Here is a 21,367-nt window from a genome sequence, read left to right as displayed (position 1 = left end):
TCCCGTGCGCCTGGGGGAGCCGGAACGGCCGGTCAATGGCGGCCCGGTGGCCGACCCGTGGCCACTCAGCGGCAGCCGCAGGCCGCCAGCCTGGCCACCACGCGGTCCATCGCGGCGCGGGCGGTGTCGACCGGGGCGCCGGTCCGGGTCATCAGGGCGAAGGCGAGCAGCCGCCCGTCGGCGTCCACCACGGTGCCCGCCAGGGTGTTGACGCCGCTGAGGCTGCCGGTCTTGGCCCGGACCAGACCGGCCGCGTCGGCCGCCCCGGACCCGGCGCCGAAGCGCTTGCCGAGGGTGCCGGTGAAACCGGCGATCGGCAGGCCCGTCAGCACCGGACGCAGCGTCGGGTGCTGCGCGGAGGCGGCCAGGCCGAGCAGTCCGACCAGGACCGCCGGCGGGATCGCGTTGCCGGGGTGCAGACCGCTGCCGTCGTTGAGCACCACACCGGTCATCGGCACGCCGAGCCGGGCGAGTTCCTGGGTGACGGCGGTGGCGGCGCCCTCGAAGGCGGCCGGCTGGTGGGCCGCGATCGCGGCCTGCCGGGCGATCGCCTCGGCGAGGGTGTTGTCGGAGGTGGTCAGCATCCGCTCGACCAGCCGGGCCATGGTCGGCGAGTCCACCCGGCCGAGCACGGGGGCGTCGGCGGCGGCCGGGGCGGCGGCGGCCTTCGCCTTGCCCTGGACGGTGACTCCCTGGGCCTTCAGCAGGTTGGCGAAGGCCTCGGCGGCCGCGCCGGCCGGGTCGGCGACCCGGGCGGGGGCGTCGGCGAGGCTCTTCGGGTCGGCCTTGCCCTCGTCCACCATCAGCGGCGTCACCGCGGCGATGTTCTCGCCGTCGTGGTTCTTGTGCAGCAGCGGGCCGGTGTAGAGCGAGACGTCGTAGTCGAGCACGACGGTGGTGGTGCCCGCGGCCTTCAGCGCGGCGGCGGTCTGCCGGGCCAGCGCGTCCAGCGAGGCGGGAGCGGTGTCCGGGTCGGCGGGGACACCGGCGATCTGCACCTGGTCGGCGGGGAGCGCGGTCAGTGTCGGGTCACCACCACCCACGAGGGTGATCCCGCCCGTCGCCGCGCTCTTGACGACCCGGGTGACCAGCCGGGTGTCCCCCGGGATCAGCGAGAGGGCCGCGACCGAGGTGGCCAGCTTGGTGGTGGAGGCGGGCGTGGCGGCGGTGTTCTCCCCCTTGCCGTACAGGAGTCGGCCGTCGGCGGCGTCCGCGACGGCGAGGCCGACGGTGCCGAGGTTCTGGTCGGTGAGCACGGTGGCCAGCGCCTGCTGGAGGCCCTGCGCGGTGGGCAGTCCGGCGCCCGGGCCGGCCTCGGCGGCGGCCAGCACGGCACCGGCCGGGGCCGGCCGGGCGACGGCGGAGGGCTTGGCGGAGGCGGTGGCCGAGGTGGGCGCCGAGGCGGTGGCCGAGGCGGACGGCGAGGCCGGTGCGGGCGGGGCGGACGCGGTGGTGGACGGCGGGGCGGTGCCGGGGCGGGCGGAGCTGCTGCCCGGGCTCCCGGGCCGGCCCGACTCCTCGCCCCGGTCGCCCCGATCGCCCTGGTCCCCCCGGTCGCCCTTTTCGCCCCGGTTCTCCTTGTCGCCCCGGTTCTCGCCCCGCCGGCCGTTGCCCTCGTCCTGGCCGCCCCGGGTGTTGCCACCGGCCCCCGGTCCGCCCGGCGAGGCCGATCCGGCCGGCGGCGCGGACGGCAGCGCGGAGGCGCCCCCCGCCCCCAGCACCGTCGCGGCGACCAGCAACGACGCCCCGAACAGCCCCGCGGCCGTACCCCCGTGCCGGCGCCCCGGCCCAGCCCCTGCTCGCACCGACCCGGCCCCTTTCCTGAGCACTCACTCCCGTAGGAGACACTTGGATTCTGTCAGTCCCTACCTTGGAGGAACCGTTGGAGTTCGACGTCCTTATCGAAATCCCTAAGGGCTCTCGTAACAAGTACGAGGTCGACCACGAGACCGGTCGCCTTCGGCTCGACCGGATGCTCTTCACCTCGACCCGCTACCCGGCCGACTACGGCTACGTCGAGGGCACCCTGGCGGACGACGGTGACCCGCTGGACGCCCTGGTCATCCTGGACGAGCCGACCTTCCCCGGTTGCCTGATCAAGTGCCGTGTCATCGGCATGTTCAAGATGACGGACGAGGCCGGCGGCGACGACAAGCTGCTCTGCGTCCCGGCGACGGACCCGCGCTGGGAGCACCTGCAGGACATCCACCACGTGTCGGAGTTCGACCGTCTGGAGATCCAGCACTTCTTCGAGGTCTACAAGGACCTGGAGCCCGGCAAGTCCGTCGAGGGTGCCAACTGGGTCGGCCGCGCCGAGGCCGAGGCCGAGGTCACCGCGTCGATCAAGCGCCTGGCGGAGCAGGGCGGCCACTGAGCCGTCCTGCCCGTCTCGTGCGTCCGGCGGTCCGTCCGCCCGGCGCTTCGAGGTAGGCGAGGCAGTCGAAGGCCGGGGTTCGCGGAGTACTTCCGCGGGCCCCGGCCTTCGCCGTTCCAGGGGCCGGGAGGCGCCAGGTTGCCGACAGGTTGCCGACACCCTGTCGGCATGACCAGGAATTAGGTTAGGCTACCCAAAGCAATCGGGGACGTAGTCGACCACTGGAGGCCCGCATGTCCACGCCCGAGCAGCCCGTCGTCCCGTTCTCCACCGTGCTGCGCACCGCGAGCAGCGCCGAGCACGAGGCCGCCGAACAGTCCTCGTTCATGAGCCGCCTGCTCGGCGGGCACCTCGGGATCGAGGCCTACGCCGACCTCACCGGCCAGCTCTGGTTCGTCTACCGCGCCCTGGAGGAGCGGGCCGAGGAGCTGGCGGAGCACCCGGTGGCCGGGCCGTTCGTGGACAGCACGATCCTGCGCACCGCCGCCATCGAGCGCGACCTCGCCCACCTGCGGGGGCCGGACTGGCGCGAGGGCCTCGTCCCACTGCCGGCCACCGCCGCGTACGTCGCCCGGCTCGAGGAGCTGGCCCGCGAGTGGCCGGCGGGCTGGATAGCGCACCACTACACCCGCTACCTGGGCGACCTGTCGGGCGGCCAGATCATCCGCGGCATCGCCGAGAAGACCTGGGGCTTCGAGCGCAAGGGCGACGGCGTGCGGTTCTACGTCTTCGAGCAGGTCGAGAACCCGGCCGCGTTCAAGCGCGACTACCGGGCCAAGCTGGACGCCGCGGGCCTGGCCCTGGACGAGGTCGAGCTCCGCCGGGTGGTCGAGGAGTGCAAGCGCGCGTTCCAGCTGAACGGCGCGCTCTTCCAGGACCTGGACACCCGGTACCCGCTGAGCGCCTGAACCTCCCGGCGCGGGAAGTCGGACCGGCCGACCTTCCCGTGCCGCGCCCGCTCCGGCCCCACGATGGCCCCCTTGCCGCCGCAAGGGGGCCATCGTGGTGTGCCGGCAGCCACTCACCGTCCGCCCTTCCCGGGGGATATCGAGGATCGAGCGGAGCACTGCCTCTCGGAGTCGGAAGTCGGCGGTTCCGACTTCCCCTCCCGGGCGCCGGGCGCCGGACCACCCCACCTCGTACCGGCTGACCTTCGCTCGGCCCGAGCGAAGGTCAGCCCCCGTACAACCTGCCGCTCCACCCGGCGAGGTCGAGGATCGGGCGGACCGGAAAGTCGATGCCACCGACTTCCTGATCCCGGGTCCCATCCCGATGCGCGGCCGGGATCGGCATGGGAAGTCGGCCTGCCCGACTTCCCGCAGCAGAGGACAACCCGTTCGAGGAGCGGTGGTGCTCGCTCGACCCGAGCGAGCACCACCCGCCAACAACCCGGCAACTCCTCCACGCAGCAGAAACGTTCATCCAAGGCACGCGACTGCGGGCCTTGCGGCTCGGCGCAGGAAGTCGAGGCGGCCGACTTTCCATTCCGCCTGCCGGTCGGCTCCTGGTCGCCCTTCCGGGCGGGAGGAATGGCCGGGGTGTGGGTTCTGCGGCGGGGTCAACGGGTCCGGAGGGTCTTGCTTCCGGTGCCCCCTTGCGGTTCGCAAGGGGGCACCGGCCTGCCGTGGTGGCGACCGGCCCCGAAGTGGGAAGTCGGCCTCACCGACTTCCCACTCCGGACTCTTGCCGCTCGCTCGGCCCGAGCAAGCAGCCCCCTTGACTCGGGTCGGCGCGGAAAGTCGGCCTGCCTGACTTCCCGGTCCAGGGGGGCAACACGTTCGAGCACCGCCGCCAACGACCCGCAACTCCCCCACGCAGCAGAAACGTTCATTCACGGCGACCGACTGTGGGCCTAGCGGCTCGGCACAGGAAGTCGAGGCGGCCGACTTGCTGCGCAGGAACGAGACGTCCGAGGGGTCGGCCTTCCACCCCGGTTGCGGGACTGGAAAGTCGAAGAGGCCGACTCCCCACTCCGCCTGCCGGTCGACTCCTGGTCACCTTCCCGGGCGGGAGGAACGGCCGGGGTGGATTCTGCGGCGGGGGTCCACGGGGCCGACTTCCTGAGGAGGGTTCTGCGTTCGGTACCCCCTTGCGGTTCGCAAGGGGGCACCGGCCTGCTGTGGTGGCGACCGGCCCCGGAGTGGGAAGTCGGTGGGGTCGACTTCCCACTCCACGCTCTGGCGGCGGGGCGTCCCACTCGATGCTTGCTGCCCCGCGCTCGAATCGAGCGAGGGGCAGCAGTCCACAGCCGACCGCTTCTCGGACCAGGTCGAGCGTGGGTCGGCGCAGGAAGTCGACGGGATGGACTTCCTGCGCCTTCCCGATGAGCCCCTTACTGGTCGCAAGGGGCCACCGCTGGGGTGCGGTTTTGGGGCCAGTGTGGCTGCGGGCTGTCGGGGTCGGCTTGGTGGGGGATCCAGGTGTGTTCGGTGGTGCCGTCGGGGTGGGTGTGGGGTTCCCAGTGGCCGTGGCGGGTGATCGGGGGTGGGGGCGGGCCGATCTTCAGGGCGGTGACGACGCCGGTGATCACGGTGGCGATGGCGAGGGCGAGGAGGACGGTGAAGGCGGCGCCGACGAGGAAGGTGCTCATTCCCGGGTCACCTCGCGCAGCAGGGTGAGGAGGTTGAGGAGGGTGGAGACGGGGGCGTCGCCGAAGTCGACGAGCAGGCGGCCGTCGATGGTGGGGTCCGAGACGGCGGCGGAGCCCCAGCGCAGGCCGAGAGGCGCGCCCCGCTCGTGGAGTTCGCGGAGGAGGGCGGTGACCTCGGGCTCGGTGTAGGTGCGCAGGATGCGGTCGTGGGGGTCGATCGGGGCGTTCACGCGGCGAAGTCCAGTTCGAACCAGACGACCTTGCCGGACTTGGTGGAGTCGGCGCCCACCCGGTCGGTGAGGGCGCGCACGAGGTGGAGGCCTCGCCCGGAGACGGCGTAGGGATCGGCGGAGACCCGGGGCGAGGGGAGGTCGGGACAGTCGTCGCACACCGAGACCCGGAGCACGGCGGGCCGGAGGCAGACGAGGACGGGCGGCGCCTGGCAGCCCCCGTGCTGCCAGGCGTTGATGTACAGCTCCTGGAAGGCGAGTTCGGCATCGTCGATGACGTCCGGCGGCCAGCCGGCAGAGGTGAGGGCGGCCCGGAGTTCGGCACGGGCGAGAGAGCAGTCGGGCGGGATGAGGGCACGCATGGCGAACCTCCAGAGGGAGGGGCAGAGAGAGGGAGCAGCGCCACGAACGAGGCCAGCCCGGACCCGGCTGATGCGCGGCGAGAAGCGAGCAGCATGCGCCTACTGCCCGAAGAAAAGGCACTGATGACGATCAGTCATGTGACCGACGCAACACTGACGGTAGGCCATTAGGTTCCACGCGTGCAACACGATCCGGGAAGATGGCCGGGCGAGGGCGAGAGCTCTCACTCTCGCGAGTGGCATCCCGGGCCTTCACAGCGAGAGACTTCCCAGACACGGAAGGACACCCCTTGGCACTCAGGACCCAGATCAGTGAGAGGCAGCGCCGCTTCGGCGCTGAGCTGAGGCGCCTGCGCGAGGGCGCCGGACTGGCGGTCAAAGACGCCGGTGCGCTCGTCGGCATGGGCGGCCCGCAACTCAGCCACATCGAGGCCGGACGCACCGGGCTGGATCCGGACCGACTCACCACCCTGCTGAACGCCTACGGTCACATGGATGAGACCTATGTGACGGCTCTCCAGGAGATGGGGCTCAGCAACGGCAAGGGGTGGTGGAGCGCCTTCAAGGGGTCGGTCAACGCCTCGGCCCTCGATCTGGCCGAGTCCGAATCGACCGCCGCTTCCCTCTCCAGTTACGAGACCCTGCTGATCCCCGGGCTGCTCCAGGTGCCTCGTTACAGCGAGGTCATCCTCAGCAGCGACGAGAAGAAGATGGAGTTCCGCCGTAGCCGCCAGCAGGTCATAGACGGGGACGGAGCCATTCCCTTCCATGCGGTGATCCATGAGGCCGCTCTGCACACCCGGTTCGGCGGCCCGGACGCCATGAGAGATCAGCTGGACCATCTGGTCGAGATCAGCGAACTCGACCACGTGACAATCCAGATCCTTCCCTTCCGTTGCACCGACTACGTCTCCACGGGCACACCGTTCATGATCGTGCATGGCGCGCACCGTGATCTGGACACAGCACTGATGGAACACCCCGGCGGTACCTCGTATTTGAGCGACCAGGCGGAGGTTGCCGCCTACCGTGCGAAGTTTGATGCGCTCAAGGCACTTGCGCTCCCGGCGCTGGACGCATCGCTCCCTCTACGATCTCGTGTCGAACACGACTCATGGGGATTGGTCCAGCACCTCCGTTACACCCTCTGAAGAAGGCGAATATGGCACAGCTCGATTGGCAGAAGTCCAGCTTCAGCGGAGACGACTCCAACTGCGTCGAGATCCGTACCGGGGACGGCCTGGTCGAACTCCGGGAGTCCGACGACGGCGACACCGTCCTCCACACAACCCCGGCCGCCTTCGCCAGCCTCCTCCGAACCATCAAGGCCGACCGACTCGACCACCCCTTCTAGCCACCACGGCGCTTCCATCGCGCAGGAAGTCGGCCGATCCGACTTCCTGCGGGCAGCACTGTGGCCCTCGGGTACCCGACAGTGTGCAGCCCGAACGATTCCTGGTACTGATGGGGCGTGCGCTTCGACACTGTCCCGATACCCCCGTCCATCGATGCCCGGCCCCGCGACGTGCGCGGCTACCCCGTTCCGGCGATCACGCCGTGGGAGGGCGAGCAACCCCAGTTCGCGTTGACGGACTACGGCCGCAGCGCCGACTGCGCGCGGGGGCGGCTCTGTTCGGTCTGCAACAAGCTGATGCCCAAGGGGCCCGTATGGCGGGTGGTCGGTGAGACGGAAAGCGCCGCGATCGCCGAGGCGCTGGCGGCCGGCCGCCCCTACCGCAATCTCTCCCCGACCCTGGAGGGCCCCGGCCACCGCGCGTGCATGCTCTACGCCTCGATGGTCTGCCCCTACCTGGCCCGGCCCAACGCACGGCGCCGGCAGTCGGCCCAGCAGCCCGACGAGATGACCGAGCACGTCGTCCGGGGCGCGGTCCGGGGCACCACCGGCGCCGTGGTGGGATTCGCCGACTACGAGTACGGGATCACCGAGACCCGGGTGCTGTTCCGCTTCGTCGACGTGGTGGAGTTCTTGCCCCACGACAACGCGGACGAGCATCTCCCGGACCTCCAAAAGGAATTGGACCGCCTGGCCGGTAGCTGACCCGGCCGGGCGGTCCAACGGTCCTCGAGCTCGTCGGTGTCAGCCGCGGTAGGCCGGCAGGCCGACCCGGCTGGTCACCACGGTGGGCTTGGCGGCACCGCTGACCGGGAGGGTCACGATGCCCTTCGGCGTGCGGGCGGCGATGGTCCGACCGTCCGGGGAGAAGGTCGGCTGGGTGTAGTCGGTGGTGGCCTTGGGGGTCAGGTCCTTGGCCGTCTTGTCGTGCACGCCCTGCACGAACAGGTGGTCGTGGCCCTGCACCGAGCGGACGAAGACGACGTCCTCACCGTCGGGCGAGAGCGCGGGCTGGGAGCCCTTGGTCAGCACGTCGCTCTGCGAACGCAGGTAGTCGTCGTGGATGTAGACGGTGCCGGTGCCGGGGTTGGCGTAGACGGCGGTGCCCTTCTTGCTGCTCGCGTTCGGCCAGATGTTGCCCGTCTCCGGCAGCTCGGGACCGTCGAAGCCACCCGAGACGGACAGGTCGGTCGGCTGACCCTGGACGGCGTTGGCCGGGATGGTCTCCAGGCGGGAGACGCCGTTCTTCCGGGCGACGAAGACGATGTTGTTCCGGGAGAGCAGGCCGCCCTCGGCGTAGCCCGGGATCGTCTGCCAGGTCGGGTGGTTCCAGTTCTGGCCACCGGGGTTCTTGGCCACGGTGACCCGGTTGCTGCCGTCCGCGTCGGAGATGACGAGGTTGCTCGCACCGTCGATGAAGACGGCCTTGTTGCCGTCCGGGGACCAGGCGAGGTCCCGCACCACGGTGCGGAAGTCGACGGTCTTGCCGTCGATCTGCACGTACCGGGTGCCGTTGCTGACGGTCAGCACGTTGTGCTTCAGCCCCTTCGGACCCGCGGCAGCGGCCGAGGCGGCCTGGGCGGCCGGGCTGACGGCGGCCACGAGGCCGACCGTGATGGCGCCGATGGCGGCGAGCTTGGCGATGCGGGACGAGGACTTGCGGAACGAAAGGGCCTTGCTCATGATCGTGTATCCCCCGAGAACGCTGTGACGGTCCGATGCTGTGCCAGAGCCGCTTCCATCGCCCCCCGGGACTGTCGTCCACTCGTTCGGCCGCTCGCTGCTCTGTGCGATGAGAGAAGCCTGTCAGCCGAGCTTCCTTGATCTGTACGGCAACCGTCACAGGCGTGAAACAGCGTCACACGATCTGCACAAACGGGACATCGAGCTCCGGCGCCGAGCACTGTGGCCCTCGCTCGGACCGAGCGAGGGCCACAGTGCACTTCGGACCGGATGTCAGACGCTGAGCGACTTCCGGTGGCGGGCCAGGGCGGTGGCGCCGCCGCCCAGGAGCAGCAGGCCGGCGGCGGTGGCCAGCAGCGGGACGACCGGGGTGTCCGAGCCGGTGGAGGCCAGCACGCCGGAGCCGCCGAGCGAGGAGGAGCTGCCGCCGGTGGTCAGCGAGGCGCCGCCGACCGTGCCCGCGCCGGAGACGCTGCCCGTTCCGGTGCCGGTGCCGGTGCCACCGACGGAGCCGCCGGCACCGCCCGCACCGCCCGTACCGCCGCCCGCCGTGCCGGTCGGCAGCTGGGCGTTCTTGTCGAAGGCCAGCGAGACGGTGACCGGGTCGAGCGCCTCGCCCGCCTTGTAGTTGGCGAAGGCCGGCACGCCCTCGGCGGTCAGCTTGGCCGGGACGGCGTTCAGCGTCACGACACCGTTGACCGGGGCGAGGCTCGCCTTGGAGAGGTCCAGCTCGGCTATCCGGGCGCCGGACAGCGTGGTGGTCTTCCCGTCCAGCGACTTGGCGTTGACGTCGGCGGTCAGGAAGGCGCCGTCCTTGTCGATGCTCAGGCCCAGCTTGGAGAAGGTGGTGTCCAGCTGGTAGCCGCCGCCCTCGCCCGGGTGGCCGAGGAAGCGCACCGAACCGGCGAAGCCCGCGGAGAGCGCGTGGGTCTTGGTGTTGTACGCGCCCTTGGCACCGCTGAACCGGTAGTCGGCCGCGCCGCCCGCGAACTCGACCTTGCCGTTGGCCACCGGGCTCTGCAGGTACTTGCGGAAGCTCTCCTTGACCTGCCAGTCCAGGGTGCCGTTGACGACGGCGAGCTCACCGTTGCTCGGCGCGGTGGACGGGCTGCCGGTCGCGGTGGGCGAGTTGGTCGCGCTCGGCGAACCGGTGGCGGTGGGCGAGGAGGTGGCGGTCGGGCTGCCGGTCGCGGTGGGCGAGGCGGTCGCCGTCGGCGAGGCCGTGACGGTGGGCGACGCCGTGGCGGTCGAGGAGGCGGTGGCCGTCGGGCTGCCGGTGGCGGTCGGCGTGGCGGTGGCCGTGGGGGTCTGCGTCGGCGTCGGCGTGGCGGTCGGGGACGGCGTGGCCGGGCTCTGCTTGAGCAGCAGCGACAGCGGGTCCATGTCCGACCCGGCGGCGTAGAAGCCGGCGAAGGCCTTGGCGCCCTCCTCGGTCAGCTTCGCCGCCGTCGGCGTGCCGTTGGTGGTGTCCCGGCCGACCGTGAAGGTCACCAGCGGGACGTCGTCGCGGCGGGTCGGCTCGGGGGCGCCCACCGTCTCCTTGGACGCGGTGTCGGCGGTGAGGGTGCCGACCGTGCCGGCGGTGGTGATCTTCAGGTCGCTCAGGCCCACGTCCAGCGCGCCGTGGTGGGCGGTGAACCGCACCCCGCCGGTGAAGGCGGAGGTCAGCACGTGGGTGCCCATGTCGTAGCTGGCGCTCGCCAGCCCGAAGTGGAAGCTGCCGTCGGCGTTGGTGGTCGCGCCGCCGCTCAGCTCCACCGCACCCTGGCCGACCGGCCCGGTGACGTAGCTCCGGAAGCTGGCCTTGACCCCCCAGTCCAGCGAGCCGGTGTCGTAGGTGACACTGCTCGGCGCGCCGGCACCGAAGGCCAGGACCGGAGCGCCGAAGGCGGTCAGGCCGAGGCCGGCGGTGACGGCGGCCAGGGCGGCCATCCGGGTGCGGTTGCGGGACATGGGGGTCTCCGTTCGTGAGCGGGGAAGTGGAAGGGGGGGTCAGGCCGCGTCGGCGGGGGTGGCGCGACGGCGGCGGAGGACGAACAGGCCGGCGGTCACGGCCAGCGCGACGGCGAGCAGGCCGCCGCCGACCAGGGCCGCGGTCGGGACGCCGCCCGAGTCGCCGGCGTCCGCGGCGACCGGCGCCGCGGCGGGCGTGGCCGGCGGGGCGGTGGTGGCCGACGGGGTCGGCGCGACCGCCGGGGCGCTGCCGAGGTCCGGCAGCGGCGGGAGCGCGGCCGCCGGGTCGAGCGCGACGGCGAAGCTCAGCGGGTCCATCGCGGTGCCCGCCGGGTAGAGGCCGCCGAAGGCCTTGCCGCCCGCCTCGGTGAGCGTGAGCGGGAGTTCGACGGCCTTGAGCAGGCCGCCCTCGGTGCTCAGCCCGGCCGGGTCGAAGGTGCCCAGCTCGACACCGGTGAGCTGCTGGGTGCCGCCGTCCGGGGTGCGGCCGGCGACGTCGGCGCGCAGCACGCCCTTGCCGTCGGCCACGGTGACGGCGGTGTTGGCCAGGGTCAGGTCCAGGCCGTAGGCGTCGCCGCTCTTCAGACCGGTGAAGCGGACGCTGCCGGTGAAGGCGGCGGTGAGCGCACCGGTGGCCTGGTCGTAGCTGCCCTTGGCGGGCGTCCAGCGGTAGAACGCGCCGCCGTCGGCCGCGCCGCCGGACAGCTCCCACCGGCCCTGGGCGACCGTGCCGGTGACGTAGTCGCGGAAGGTCCGGCGCACGCCCCAGTCGAGCGCGCCGTTGGCGAACTCGGTGGCCGGGGTGGCGGCCGGGGTGGTCGGAGCTGCGGGGCTGGCCGGAGCAGTCGGCGCGGTCGTGCTCGGCACCGGCACCGCCGGGGCCGACGCGGACGGCGACGCGACGGCGGTCGGCGAAGCGGGAGCCGTCGGCGTCGGCGTGGCCTGCGCCGCCGGGAGGTTGACCGAGAGGCTGACCGGGTCGAGGGCCGTCCCGGCGGTGTAGAAGCCGCCGAAGGCCTTGGCCCCCGCGTCGGTCAGGGTCGCCGGGACGTTGCTGAGCGACAGGGTCCCGGCCGCGCCGCGCAGGTCGACGCCGGCCAGCGAGAGCTCGGCCAGCTTGGCCTGGCTCGCGTTGCTGACCTGCCCGGTCTCCCGGGACTTGCTGCTGACGTCCGCGTAGAGCCCGGCCGCGCCGCCCGCGGCGGCCCGGAAGGTGAGCCGGCCGATGCTCAGGTCGAGCGCGTTCGTGCCGTTCTCCTCGTGCCCGGTGAACCGGACCCCGCCCGAGAACGCGGCCGTCAGCGCGCCGTTCGCCGGGTCGTACGAACCGGTGGCCGAGTGGAACCGGAAGCCGCTGCCCGACACCGTGGCCGCGCCCCCGGTGAGCGCCCAAGTGCCCTTGGCGATGGGGCCGGTGACGTAGGTCAGGAAGGACTGCTTGATCCCCCAGTCCAACCGCCCGCCGGACACCTTGCCCTCGGCCGCCACCGCCTGGCCGGGGAGGACCACAACGGTCAGCAGGGCCGCCAGGGCGGTCACCAGGGCGGCGGCCAAACGGCGGAGCCGATGGGGCAGAGGCACGCGGATCACTCCTCGGCGCGGCGGGAAGGGCAAGTGGGAATTCGGGGTCGGCGCAGCACGGACCCCCTTGCGAGCTTTAGGTAAGGCTAACCTAATATATGAGTCAAGAGCCCCGCCGGGCACCCCCCGCACCCCCGCACCCCGGCGGCGACAACTCCCACCGAAGGGAACGATCTTGAGCGGCAGTACACCCCGAACCAGGGCCGCCCGCCGGCCCGCGATCCTGCTGCTGCTCCTCGGTCTGCTGCTCGCCCTGACCGCCTGCGGCTCGGCCTCCGGCGGCGCCGGAGCGGCCGCCGGGAAGGGCGCCTCGCGCGCCCCGGACGCGGTCGAACCGCTGGCCGACGCACCGGTCCCCGCACTCCCGGCCACCGCGACCTCCGCCGACGGCCGGACCGTCACCGTCGCCAGCGCCGAGCGGATCATCCCGCTCAACGGCAGCCTGGCCGAGATCGTGTTCAGCCTCGGCCTCGGCCCCAAGGCCGTCGCCCGGGACGTCTCCACGACCTTCCAGCAGGCCGCCGCCCTGCCCGTGATCACCCAGGCCCACGACGTCTCCGCCGAGGGCGTGCTCTCGCTGCACCCGACCGTCGTCCTCGCCGACCGCTCCACCGGCCCGGCCGAGGCGATCGCCCAGATCCGCGCGGCGGGCGTCCCGCTCCTCGTCCTCGACGACGCCAAGCGGCTCGAGGACGTCGGCCCGCGCATCGACACCGTCGCCGCCGCACTCGGCGTCCCGGACGCCGGCAAGCGGTTGAAGGAACGCACCGAGCAGCGGATCACCGCCGCCAGGGCCGACCTGCCCGCCGTCGAGCGGCACCCCAAGGTCGCCTTCCTCTACCTGCGCGGCAGCGCCTCGGTCTACCTGCTCGGCGGCCCGGCCTCCGGTGCCGGCTCGCTGATCACCGCGGTCGGCGGCGAGGACGCCGGCACCGCCGCCGGTCTCACCGGCGACTTCACCCCGCTCACCAGCGAGGCCCTGGTCAAGGCCGCCCCCGACGCGATCCTGGTGATGAGCAAGGGACTCGACTCCGTCGGCGGCGTCGACGGCCTGCTCAAGCTCCCCGGCGTCGCCCAGACCCCGGCCGGCCTCGACCGCCGGATCGTCTCGATCGAGGACGGCCAGCTGCTGAGCTACGGCCCGCGCACCCCCCAGGTGATCAACGAGATCGCCGAACAGCTCTACCCCAAGGCCGCCAAGTGACCGCCGCGGCACCCGGGAAGAGCATCCCGCTGACCGCCCGGCGGCCCGGCCGGACCACCCTGCTCACCGTCGGCCTGGCCGTCGCCCTGGTGGTCTTCGCCGTGCTCGCGGCCGGGATCGGCGCCTACCGGATCCCGCTCGGCGACATCCTCGCCTCCTTCGGCCACCGGCTCGGCCTCGGCGGCCACGCCCTCGACCGGGTCCCCGAGTCGGTGCTCTGGAACGTCCGGCTGCCCCGGGTGGTGCTGGCCCTGCTGGTCGGCGGATCGCTCGGCTGCGCGGGCGCCCTGATGCAGGGTGTGTTCGGCAACCCGCTGGCCGAACCGGCCGTCATCGGCGTCTCCTCCGGCGGCGCGGTCGGCGCCGTCGGCTGCATCGTGCTCGGCCTGGACGCGCTCGGCACCTGGACGGTGACCGCCTCCGCCTTCGTCACCGGCCTGCTGACGGTCTTCGCGGTGTACGCGATGTCCCGCTCAGGCGGCCGCTCCGAGGTGGTCACCCTGATCCTCACCGGCGTCGCGGTGAACGCCTTCTGCGGGGCGCTGATCGGCCTGTTCCTGTTCACCGCCGACACCGCCGCGATCAGCCAGGTCACCTTCTGGCAGCTCGGCTCGCTCTCCCAGGCCACCTGGGGCAAGGTCCTCGGCGTGCTCCCGTTCGCCCTCGTCGGCCTCGCCGTCGCCCCCCGCTACGCCCGCTCGCTGGACCTGCTGGCGCTCGGCGAACGGCCCGCCCGGCACCTCGGCGTGGACGTCGAGCGGATGCGGCTGGTACTGATCACCCTCGTCGCCCTGCTCACCGCCGCCGCGGTCGCGGTCAGCGGCATCATCGGCTTCGTCGGCCTGGTCGTCCCGCACCTGCTGCGGATGCTCGCCGGACCGGGCCACCGCTTCCTGCTGCCCGCCTCGGCACTCACGGGCGCGCTGGTCCTGGTCGCCGCCGACCTCGCCGCCCGCACCCTGGCCGAACCGGCCGAACTCCCGCTCGGTGTCCTCACCGCGCTGATCGGCAGCCCGTTCTTCTTCTGGCTGCTGCGCCGCACCCGGACCAAGCAGGGAGGCTGGGCATGAGGCTCGGACTGCGCAACCGCCCCGAGGTGCCCGAACGCCCCTCCCCGGGCACCGAACTGCTCACCGCGAAGGCCGTCCGGCTGAGCCTCGGCGGCCGCGAACTGCTGGCCGGCGCGGACGTCCGGGTCACGGCCGGCGAGGTGGTGGCCCTGCTCGGACCGAACGGCGCCGGCAAGTCCACCCTGCTCTCCGTCCTGGCCGGCGACCTCGTCCCGACCGCGGGCGAAGTCCGGCTGGACGGCCGCCCGCTGACCGACTACCGGCCGCTCGACCTGGCCCGGCGGCGCGCGCTGCTCCCGCAGGCCGCCGCGCTGTCCTTCCCGTTCCCCGCCGACGAGGTGGTCCGGATGGGCCGCGCCCCCTGGGCCGGCACCACCGCCGCCGAGGAGGACGAACGGGTGGTCGCCGAGGCGATGGCCGTCACCGAGTCCGCCGCGTTCACCGGACGGCCGTTCACCGCCCTCTCCGGCGGCGAACGGGCCCGGGTCGCGCTGGCCCGGGTGCTCGCCCAGCGCGCGGCCCTGCTGCTGCTGGACGAACCCACCGCCGCGCTCGACCTGCGGCACCAGGAACTCGTGCTGCGCCTCGCCCGGAGCCGAGCCGCCGCCGGGGACGGCGTGGTCGTCGTCCTGCACGACCTGTCGCTGGCGGCGGCCTACGCCGACCGCGTGGTGCTGCTGGCCGACGGCGCCACCGTCGCCGACGGGCCGGTGGCGGAGGTGCTGCGGGCACCGCTGCTCAGCGAGGTGTACGGGCATCCGGTCGAGGTGCTGCCGCATCCGCGGACCGGTGTGCCGCTGGTGCTGCCGGAGCGCCGGTAGGCCCGGCGGCGCCCCGGCGCCGTCAGCTCTCCTCGTCGAGCCGGAAGCCGATCTTCAGGCCGACCTGGAAGTGCTGGATCCCGCCGTCCGCGAGATGGCCCCGGACCTGCGTGACCTCGAACCAGTCGAGGTTGCGCAGGGTCCGGGAGGCCCGCTCCACGCCGTTGCGGATCGCGGCGTCGATGCTCTCGGTCGAGGACCCGACGATCTCGGTCACCCGGTACACGTGCTCGCTCATGACGGACTCCCTCAGCTGTGCGACGGCCCCCGGTCCACCGTGCACCGGGCCCCGCCCGTCCGCACTCCGGCAACCGCCGGACGGAGAGAGGTGCCTCGGGGCGGGGCGCGACGCCCCGCCCCGGGAACCGTCCGTCAGAAGGTCGCGCGCACCTCGCCCACCGGGATCCCGCCGCCCAGCAGCGGCGCGGCGGCGATCCGGTCGATCGTGCCGTCCCCGGTGGTGACCCCGAGCCGGCGCAGGGCGGCGGCGAGCACCGGGCCGCGGGCCCGCTCCGCACCGTCCTCGATCTTGAAGGCGAGCGCCCGGCCGTCCGGCAGCGCGACCGCCTGGACCGCCTCGGCACCCATCTTGGCGAGCGCGCCCGGCACCGCGCGCATCAGCCGGGTGTCGGCGCGGCGGGTGCCGGCCACGTACTCGGGGTGCGCCCGCATCGCGTCGGCGACCCGGCGCTGCGGGGTGCCGGGCCCGGCCAGCAGCAGGGAGCGGTAGCCGCGGGCCAGGCCGGTCAGGCTGACGGCCAGCAGCGGCGCGCCGCAGCCGTCCACCCCGGCGTGCGCGGAGGTCTCGCCGACGGCCTCCTCCAGGGCCTCCTGGGCCAGCCGCTGGATCGGGTGCGCCGGGTCGAGGTAGCTGTCGGTGGGCCAGTCGTTGGCCACGCAGGCGGCCAGCCAGCCGGCGTGCTTGCCGGAGCAGTCCATCAGCACGGGCTCGTGGTCGCCGCCCCAGCGCAGGTGGAGTTCGGCCTCCGTCTCGTCCAGCGGGAGGTCGGCCGGGGTCCGCAGCGCGGTCTCGTCGAGGCCGGCATCGGCCAGTATCCGCCGCACACCGGCGAGGTGAAACGATTCTGCCGAGTGGCTGGACGCCGCCAGCGCCAGCAGCTCGCCCTCCAGCGCCAGCCCGGCCCGCAGGGTCGCCACCGCCTGGAAGGGCTTGGCGCAGGAGCGGGGGAACACCGGGGCGTCCGGCGTGCCGAGGGCGAACTCGACCGAGCCGTCGGCGGCGAGCAGGACCAGCGAGCCGTGGTGCCGGCCCTCGACGAAGCCCGAGCGGACGACCTCGGCGAGCACGGGCAGGGCGGGGTTGGACATGGCGAAGAGCCTTCCGGAGGTGAGGGTGGGCCGGGGGCGAGCCGGGCCCGTCCCCACCCCGGGTGCCTCGTCCGATCAGAGCGGGCCGCCTGCGAGCAGGTCCTCGACCCGTGCTTCCCCATCACGGTACCTGCGGGTGATTTCGGCGTTGCAGCCGTCCGCCGTCCGCAGCAGCCGCTGCCGCCGCCCGGACACCTCGCGCTCGTGCGCGCGCAGCCGTTCCAGCGCCGCCAGCAGCTCCGCCGCCGGGTGCGCCGCCAGGTCGGCCAGCTGCACGTCCCCCATCAGCGTGTCCGCCTCCAGCTGGGACTGCTGTCCCCGCGGCGGCCCCAGGGTGACATGCCGGGCCGAGCGGCGGACGGTCGGCGCCGCGTCCGTCAGGATCGCCGGCAGCCGTTCCAGCAGGGCGCCGGCCGGCTCCGCCGGGTCGGCCGGACGGGCCGCGCCGCCGTCGGGCCGGCGGTCCAGCTCGGCCAGCAGGATGTCCATCCGGCCGTGCAGCAGCCGCCGCAGGTAGGAGAGGTCCTCCTCCTGCTCCAGGGTCTCCCGGCGCAGGATCCGCAGCTGGTCCAGGCCCAGCCCTTCGAGGTCCGGTCCGGAGCCGGGCTCCTCCGGCGCCCGTCCGTACCGGTCCTGTGCCGTGCCGATCGCGTCCATCAACCAACCCACCTGCCGTCGTCCCGATCCCGCCCGCTCGCGGCACCCCGTCGCCTGCCGCCGGTCCGGCCCGTCACCGCCGCGCGCGCCGTCGGCGCGTTCCCGTCCGGAGGCACGCCCGGACGCCCGCGATGGTTCCCTCCCCCGGCCGTGGCCACCCACCGGGGCGACACGACCAGAACGCCTGACCTACCGGCTCGACCGCCCGGCCGAACCGGGCCCGGCGCGGCGGACCTTCGGCGCCCCGGACCACGGACGTGCCCGGCCTCCCCCCGCATGACGCGGCGGACGGCCGGCTCCGCCCTTGTACGGTCCCCCAGCGTGCCACCCCGCCCGCCGCCGCCGCACCGCCCGTGCACCCGAACGGCCCCCTGGCGAAGAGGGGTGGCTGATACGACCGAAGCTTTTCGCAGCAGGAGCGGCGCCAAGGAGCGCGCAGGCGCACGCTACCCGGCGCACGCCAGGCCGACAGGCGCCCCTGGGGGGCCTGCTCGCGCCCCCACCGCCTCCGGCAGAATGACCGCATGCGAGCAGTGGTGCAGCGAGTGAGCGAGGCCCGGGTGACGGTGGCCGGCGAGACCGTCGGCGCGATCGAGGGGCCCGGGCTCTGCGCCCTGGTCGGCGTCACCCACGACGACACCCCCGCCAAGGCGGCCCAGCTCGCCCGCAAGTTGTGGACCCTGCGGCTGCTGCCCGCCGACGGGGACGGGGTCGAGCGGTCCTGCTCGGACATCGCGGCGCCGCTGCTGGTCATCAGCCAGTTCACGCTCTACGGCGACGCCCGCAAGGGCCGCCGCCCCACCTGGAACGCCGCCGCGCCCGGCCCGGTCGCCGAGCCGCTGGTGGACGAGGTGGTCGCCCAGCTGCGCGCGCTCGGCGCCGAGGTCGAGACCGGCCGCTTCGGCGCCGACATGAAGGTGGCGCTGGTGAACGACGGCCCGTTCACCGTCCTCGTCGAGGTCTGATCCCCGGCCGGGTCCGGTCCCGCCGGACCCCGCCGGACTGCCGCTACTGCCGCTACTGCCGCTACTGCGGGACGATCACGTCCTGCGTCCCCGGCACCGTGCCGGCCAGCAGCACCGCGTCCACCGGCACGTTCCGCTTCACGACGGCCAGCGCGACCGGCCCGAGCTCGTGGTGGCGCGCCGAGGAGGTCACGAAGCCGAGCGACCGCCCCTGCGGGTCCGAGGCGAGCCGCACCTCGGTTCCGTGCGGGGGCAGCACCTCCTCGGTGCCGTCCAGGTGCAGGAAGACCAGCCGGCGCGGCGGCCGCCCCAGGTTGTGCACCCGGGCCACCGTCTCCTGCCCCCGGTAGCAGCCCTTCTGCAGGTGCACGGCGGTGGCCAGCCAGTCCACCTCGTGCGGGATGGTCCGGTGGTCGGTCTCGAAACCGAGCCGCGGCCGGTGGCCCTCGATCCGCAGCGCCTCGTACGCCCACACGCCCGCCGCCGGGCCGTACCCCGCGGTCAGCGCGGCGAGCTCGGCGCGCGGCAGGAAGAGGTCCCGCCCGTACGTCAGTTCGCGGACGGCGGCCGCACCCTCGGCGGAGGCGGTCGAGCCGGCCGGCAGGTGGACCACCGCGAAGTCGGCGGTCGCGTCGGTCACCTCGACCCGGTAGAAGAACTTCATGCTCTCGAGGTAGCCGATCAGCGCCTGCTGGGTGCCCGGCTCGACGTGCGCCCAGGTGGTGGTGCCGTCGTCGACCAGGTAGAGGGCGTGCTCGACGTGCCCGTTGGGCGAGAGCACCAGCGCCTCGGTGGCCTGCCCCGACGGCAGCGCGCTGACGTGCTGGGTGAGCAGCAGGTGCAGCCAGCTCAGCCGGTCGTCGCCGGTGACGGTGAGCACCCCGCGGTGCGAGAGGTCGACGAAGCCGGACCCCCGGGCGAGGCTCCGTTGCTCGCGGAAGAGGTCGCCGTAGTGGGCGGCGACGCCCTCGTCGGCGCCCTCGGCGGGGACGGCTCCGGGCAGCGCAAGCAGCGGGCTCTTCAGACCGGTCATACCGGCAAGCTTACGGCCGCTCGGCGGCGCGCTTCGCGGAGCAGTCGGCGCAGCGGCCGAAGATGGCGAAATGCTTGAGGTCGGTGTCGAAACCGTGCGCGACGCGCAGGCTGTCGATCAGCGGCTGGGCGATCTCGGTGCCGGTCTCGGTGACCTTCTCGCAGTCCCGGCAGACCAGGTGCAGATGGTGGTGGCGGCCGGCCAGGTGGTAGGTCGGGGCGCCGTGGCCGAGGTGGGCGTGCGAGACCAGGCCGAGTTCCTCCAGCAGCTCCAGGGTCCGGTAGACGGTGGAGATGTTGACGCCGCTGGCGGTCTGCCGGACGTGGCAGAGGATGTCGTCCGGGGTGGCGTGGTCGAGCGCGTCGACCGCCTCCAGGACGAGCTGGCGCTGCGGGGTGAGCCGGTAGCCGCGCTCGCGCAGGTCGGCCTTCCAGTCGCCGGAGAGCTGCCAGTCGGTGGTGCCGGTGTCCGCCACGGTCCTGTTCCCTGCCAAACGTCGGGGGTCCTGGAACAAGTGTAGGGACCGGCCGACGGGCCGGTCCCTCCACCTGTGCGCCTCGGCGGACGCCGCGTGCTTCCTACTTGAAGAACGCGATGCCGTCGTCCGGCAGGTCGTTGATGTCCTTGATCAGCTGGGCCGGCGAGAGCACCTTCTTCAGCTGGGCGGACATGTACGGGCGCAGCGGGACGTTGGGGGCGGCCTTCTCGCCGACCCAGAGCAGTTCCTCGTTGACGAAGCCGTAGAGCCGCTTGCCGCCCGAGTACTCCGGGGAGCCCTCGATCCGGGCGACCGCGTCGGTGGAGACGTCGATCTGCGGCTTGCCGTCGGCCAGCTCGCCGTACCAGATCTCCACCGTGCCGTCGTCGCGGACGGAGGAGATCTCGATCCCGCGGGCACCGCTGGCGCCGTGCTGGTTGCTGGTCACGCGCCAGAAGGCGTGCTCGTTCTCCAGCGGACGGACCTTCTCGCCCTCGTTGTCCAGCACCCAGGTGCGGGAGCGGAACTCCAGGAAGGGCCGTCCGTCGTGGCGGATGACGATCTCCTGGCCGAAGTTGCACTTCTCGGTGTCCTGGCCCTCCGAGCCCGGCAGGGGGGCGTAGACGCCCGCGCCCTCCCAGGTGCCGAGGAGGAAGGCCAGCGGGACGACGTCCTTGTGGAGGTCAGAGGGGATCTCGATCATGTTCCTGGTCGCTGTCGTCGGTGCGGGATCACTTCAACCGTACGGCAGTCGCTCAGCGCTGGCCCTGGTACAGCTTCATCACCGAGAAGACGGCGAACCAGGTGATCAGCACGGCCATGAGGGCCAGCAGACCGTCGAAGAAGATTTCCAGACCGGACACGGGGGGCTCCCAGGGCGGCGACAGTGTGTGGATTTTGCTGCCGCTCACTCTATCCGGCGGGCCCGGACGGGTCTCGGTGAGCCCCACCACGTCGGCGATCTAGTGTGTCGGGCATGTCGTCTCAGAAGAAGCTCGTCATCAAGGTCACCGCCGGAGCGGACGCGCCGGAGCGGTGCTCGCAGGCGTTCACGGTGGCGGCGGTCGCCGTCGCCAGCGGGGTCGAGGTCTCGCTCTGGCTGACCGGGGAGTCGTCCTGGTTCGCCCTTCCGGGGCGCGCGGCCGGGTTCGAGCTGCCGCACGCGGCCCCGCTGCCGGACCTGCTGGAGTCGGTCCTGGCGGCCGGCACGGTCACCCTCTGCACCCAGTGCGCGGTGCGGCGCGGGATCGAGCAGAAGGACACCGTCGAGGGCGTCCGGATCGCGGGCGCCCAGGTCTTCGTCAGCGAGATCATGGCCGACGGCGTGCAGGCGCTCGTCTACTGAGGCCGGCGCGGGTCCTCACCGCCCGTCGGGGCGGTCCCGGTCGGGGCGGTCCCGGTCGTGGCCGGGCTCGTCCCACTTCGGGTCCTCCCAGCGCGGGTCGTCCCACCAGTCGTCCTCGGGGTCCCGCCGGTTGGCGAACACCGCCGCGACCGGCGGGATCACCATCGCGACCACGCACATGCCGATCGCGGCCGGGACGGACCAGAACCGCACGACGCCCCAGGCCAGCACGAACAGCCCGAGGCAGACGCCCATCATGGCGAAGTAGTAGCGGTGTCGCCGGCGTGCCTGCACACCTCCACGGTATGCCCGAGGGCCCCCGCACGGCAGGGGCCCTC

Annotated in this window: 24 protein-coding genes; 10 read left to right on the top strand and 14 right to left on the bottom strand. The window is 73.1% G+C overall.

Going from position 1 to position 21,367, the window contains the following annotated elements:
- Positions 1–65: 65 nt before the first annotated feature.
- Complete coding sequence (dacB, locus tag BLU95_RS21635; RefSeq protein ID WP_159424967.1) at positions 66–1,805, bottom strand: D-alanyl-D-alanine carboxypeptidase/D-alanyl-D-alanine endopeptidase; 1,740 nt, start codon at positions 1,803–1,805, stop codon at positions 66–68.
- A gap of 77 nt (positions 1,806–1,882) precedes the next feature.
- On the opposite strand from dacB, the gene BLU95_RS21630 reads away from it, so the two are divergent.
- The gene (locus BLU95_RS21630; protein WP_030397564.1) at positions 1,883–2,374 is read left to right on the top strand and encodes an inorganic diphosphatase; all 492 of its coding nucleotides are present in this window, start codon (positions 1,883–1,885) and stop codon (positions 2,372–2,374) included.
- A 233-nt stretch (positions 2,375–2,607) separates the two neighbouring features.
- Positions 2,608–3,282 carry a biliverdin-producing heme oxygenase gene (locus BLU95_RS21625; protein WP_093861478.1) on the top strand — a complete coding sequence of 225 codons (675 nt, stop codon included), beginning with the start codon at positions 2,608–2,610 and terminating at the stop codon, positions 3,280–3,282.
- Positions 3,283–4,706: 1,424 nt separating this feature from the next.
- On the opposite strand, the gene BLU95_RS21620 is transcribed toward BLU95_RS21625, so the two are convergent.
- The 3 genes from BLU95_RS21620 to BLU95_RS21610 are packed head-to-tail and all read right to left on the bottom strand — an operon-like array spanning position 4,707 to position 5,556.
- The gene (locus BLU95_RS21620; protein ID WP_093861477.1) at positions 4,707–4,964 is read right to left on the bottom strand and encodes a hypothetical protein; all 258 of its coding nucleotides are present in this window, start codon (positions 4,962–4,964) and stop codon (positions 4,707–4,709) included.
- On the bottom strand, positions 4,961–5,194 hold the full coding sequence (locus BLU95_RS21615) for a hypothetical protein (protein ID WP_093861476.1): 234 nt from the start codon (positions 5,192–5,194) through the stop codon (positions 4,961–4,963). Before BLU95_RS21615 ends, BLU95_RS21620 begins: the two co-directional genes overlap by 4 nt.
- The gene (locus BLU95_RS21610; protein WP_093861475.1) at positions 5,191–5,556 is read right to left on the bottom strand and encodes an ATP-binding protein; all 366 of its coding nucleotides are present in this window, start codon (positions 5,554–5,556) and stop codon (positions 5,191–5,193) included. Before BLU95_RS21610 ends, BLU95_RS21615 begins: the two co-directional genes overlap by 4 nt.
- Before the next feature lie 290 nt (positions 5,557–5,846).
- Between BLU95_RS21610 and BLU95_RS21605 the strand changes: the two genes are divergently transcribed.
- The 3 genes from BLU95_RS21605 (at position 5,847) to BLU95_RS21595 (ending at position 7,615) form a co-directional block, all read left to right on the top strand.
- Entirely contained in the window at positions 5,847–6,707 is an 861-nt protein-coding gene (locus tag BLU95_RS21605; RefSeq protein WP_231977724.1) for a helix-turn-helix domain-containing protein, read from the top strand.
- Between the two features lie 11 nt (positions 6,708–6,718).
- Positions 6,719–6,910 (top strand): DUF397 domain-containing protein, encoded by a 192-nt coding sequence (locus BLU95_RS21600; protein WP_093861473.1) that lies wholly within the window; start codon positions 6,719–6,721, stop codon positions 6,908–6,910.
- 117 nt (positions 6,911–7,027) lie between these two features.
- Positions 7,028–7,615 carry a hypothetical protein gene (locus tag BLU95_RS21595; protein ID WP_093861472.1) on the top strand — a complete coding sequence of 196 codons (588 nt, stop codon included), beginning with the start codon at positions 7,028–7,030 and terminating at the stop codon, positions 7,613–7,615.
- 39 nt (positions 7,616–7,654) lie between these two features.
- Here the strand turns inward: BLU95_RS21595 and BLU95_RS21590 are convergent, their stop codons facing one another.
- The 3 genes from BLU95_RS21590 to BLU95_RS21580 all read right to left on the bottom strand — a co-directional run bounded on the left by BLU95_RS21590 (position 7,655) and on the right by BLU95_RS21580 (position 12,127).
- Positions 7,655–8,593, bottom strand: a complete 939-nt coding sequence (locus BLU95_RS21590; RefSeq protein WP_093861471.1) for a TolB family protein — start codon at positions 8,591–8,593, stop codon at positions 7,655–7,657.
- Positions 8,594–8,866: 273 nt separating this feature from the next.
- Positions 8,867–10,546 (bottom strand): HtaA domain-containing protein, encoded by a 1,680-nt coding sequence (locus BLU95_RS45175; RefSeq protein WP_093861470.1) that lies wholly within the window; start codon positions 10,544–10,546, stop codon positions 8,867–8,869.
- Between the two features lie 39 nt (positions 10,547–10,585).
- Positions 10,586–12,127: an HtaA domain-containing protein gene (locus tag BLU95_RS21580; protein ID WP_231977723.1), complete on the bottom strand. Its 1,542-nt coding sequence runs from the start codon at positions 12,125–12,127 to the stop codon at positions 10,586–10,588.
- 175 nt (positions 12,128–12,302) lie between these two features.
- Between BLU95_RS21580 and BLU95_RS21575 the strand changes: the two genes are divergently transcribed.
- The 3 genes from BLU95_RS21575 to BLU95_RS21565 are packed head-to-tail and all read left to right on the top strand — an operon-like array spanning position 12,303 to position 15,222.
- Positions 12,303–13,331: a heme/hemin ABC transporter substrate-binding protein gene (locus tag BLU95_RS21575; protein ID WP_173862097.1), complete on the top strand. Its 1,029-nt coding sequence runs from the start codon at positions 12,303–12,305 to the stop codon at positions 13,329–13,331.
- Positions 13,328–14,401, top strand: coding sequence for a FecCD family ABC transporter permease (locus BLU95_RS21570; RefSeq protein WP_093861468.1), 1,074 nt, complete (start codon positions 13,328–13,330; stop codon positions 14,399–14,401). Before BLU95_RS21575 ends, BLU95_RS21570 begins: the two co-directional genes overlap by 4 nt.
- The gene (locus tag BLU95_RS21565) at positions 14,398–15,222 is read left to right on the top strand and encodes a heme ABC transporter ATP-binding protein (protein ID WP_093861467.1); all 825 of its coding nucleotides are present in this window, start codon (positions 14,398–14,400) and stop codon (positions 15,220–15,222) included. The genes BLU95_RS21570 and BLU95_RS21565 overlap by 4 nt, the downstream gene beginning before the upstream one ends.
- Positions 15,223–15,244: 22 nt before the next feature.
- On the opposite strand, the gene BLU95_RS21560 is transcribed toward BLU95_RS21565, so the two are convergent.
- The 3 genes from BLU95_RS21560 to BLU95_RS21550 form a co-directional block, all read right to left on the bottom strand.
- A complete protein-coding gene (locus BLU95_RS21560) occupies positions 15,245–15,460 on the bottom strand; it encodes a dodecin (RefSeq protein WP_093861466.1) in 216 nt (71 codons plus the stop codon).
- A gap of 134 nt (positions 15,461–15,594) precedes the next feature.
- Positions 15,595–16,551 carry an asparaginase gene (locus tag BLU95_RS21555; RefSeq protein ID WP_093861465.1) on the bottom strand — a complete coding sequence of 319 codons (957 nt, stop codon included), beginning with the start codon at positions 16,549–16,551 and terminating at the stop codon, positions 15,595–15,597.
- Between the two features lie 75 nt (positions 16,552–16,626).
- On the bottom strand, positions 16,627–17,208 hold the full coding sequence (locus tag BLU95_RS21550) for an RsiG family protein (RefSeq protein ID WP_231977722.1): 582 nt from the start codon (positions 17,206–17,208) through the stop codon (positions 16,627–16,629).
- A gap of 524 nt (positions 17,209–17,732) precedes the next feature.
- Here BLU95_RS21550 and dtd point away from each other — a divergent pair.
- Entirely contained in the window at positions 17,733–18,173 is a 441-nt protein-coding gene (gene dtd, locus BLU95_RS21545) for a D-aminoacyl-tRNA deacylase (protein WP_030397548.1), read from the top strand.
- A 61-nt stretch (positions 18,174–18,234) separates the two neighbouring features.
- Here the strand turns inward: dtd and ygfZ are convergent, their stop codons facing one another.
- The 3 genes from ygfZ to BLU95_RS21530 all read right to left on the bottom strand — a co-directional run bounded on the left by ygfZ (position 18,235) and on the right by BLU95_RS21530 (position 20,387).
- A complete protein-coding gene (ygfZ, locus tag BLU95_RS21540; protein ID WP_093865033.1) occupies positions 18,235–19,197 on the bottom strand; it encodes a CAF17-like 4Fe-4S cluster assembly/insertion protein YgfZ in 963 nt (320 codons plus the stop codon).
- A gap of 19 nt (positions 19,198–19,216) precedes the next feature.
- Complete coding sequence (locus BLU95_RS21535) at positions 19,217–19,681, bottom strand: Fur family transcriptional regulator (RefSeq protein WP_093861464.1); 465 nt, start codon at positions 19,679–19,681, stop codon at positions 19,217–19,219.
- Between the two features lie 103 nt (positions 19,682–19,784).
- A complete protein-coding gene (locus BLU95_RS21530; protein ID WP_093861463.1) occupies positions 19,785–20,387 on the bottom strand; it encodes a heme-binding beta-barrel domain-containing protein in 603 nt (200 codons plus the stop codon).
- 273 nt (positions 20,388–20,660) lie between these two features.
- On the opposite strand from BLU95_RS21530, the gene BLU95_RS21525 reads away from it, so the two are divergent.
- Positions 20,661–21,029 carry a DsrE family protein gene (locus tag BLU95_RS21525; protein ID WP_093861462.1) on the top strand — a complete coding sequence of 123 codons (369 nt, stop codon included), beginning with the start codon at positions 20,661–20,663 and terminating at the stop codon, positions 21,027–21,029.
- Between the two features lie 15 nt (positions 21,030–21,044).
- On the opposite strand, the gene BLU95_RS21520 is transcribed toward BLU95_RS21525, so the two are convergent.
- A complete protein-coding gene (locus tag BLU95_RS21520) occupies positions 21,045–21,323 on the bottom strand; it encodes a DUF3099 domain-containing protein (protein ID WP_093861461.1) in 279 nt (92 codons plus the stop codon).
- Positions 21,324–21,367: the final 44 nt, after the last annotated feature.

Source organism: Streptomyces sp. TLI_053 (assembly GCF_900105395.1).
In the GTDB taxonomy this organism is placed as follows: domain Bacteria; phylum Actinomycetota; class Actinomycetes; order Streptomycetales; family Streptomycetaceae; genus Kitasatospora.
Note: the sequence above shows the minus strand (reverse complement) of the source record. Positions and strands in the feature narration are given on the sequence as shown.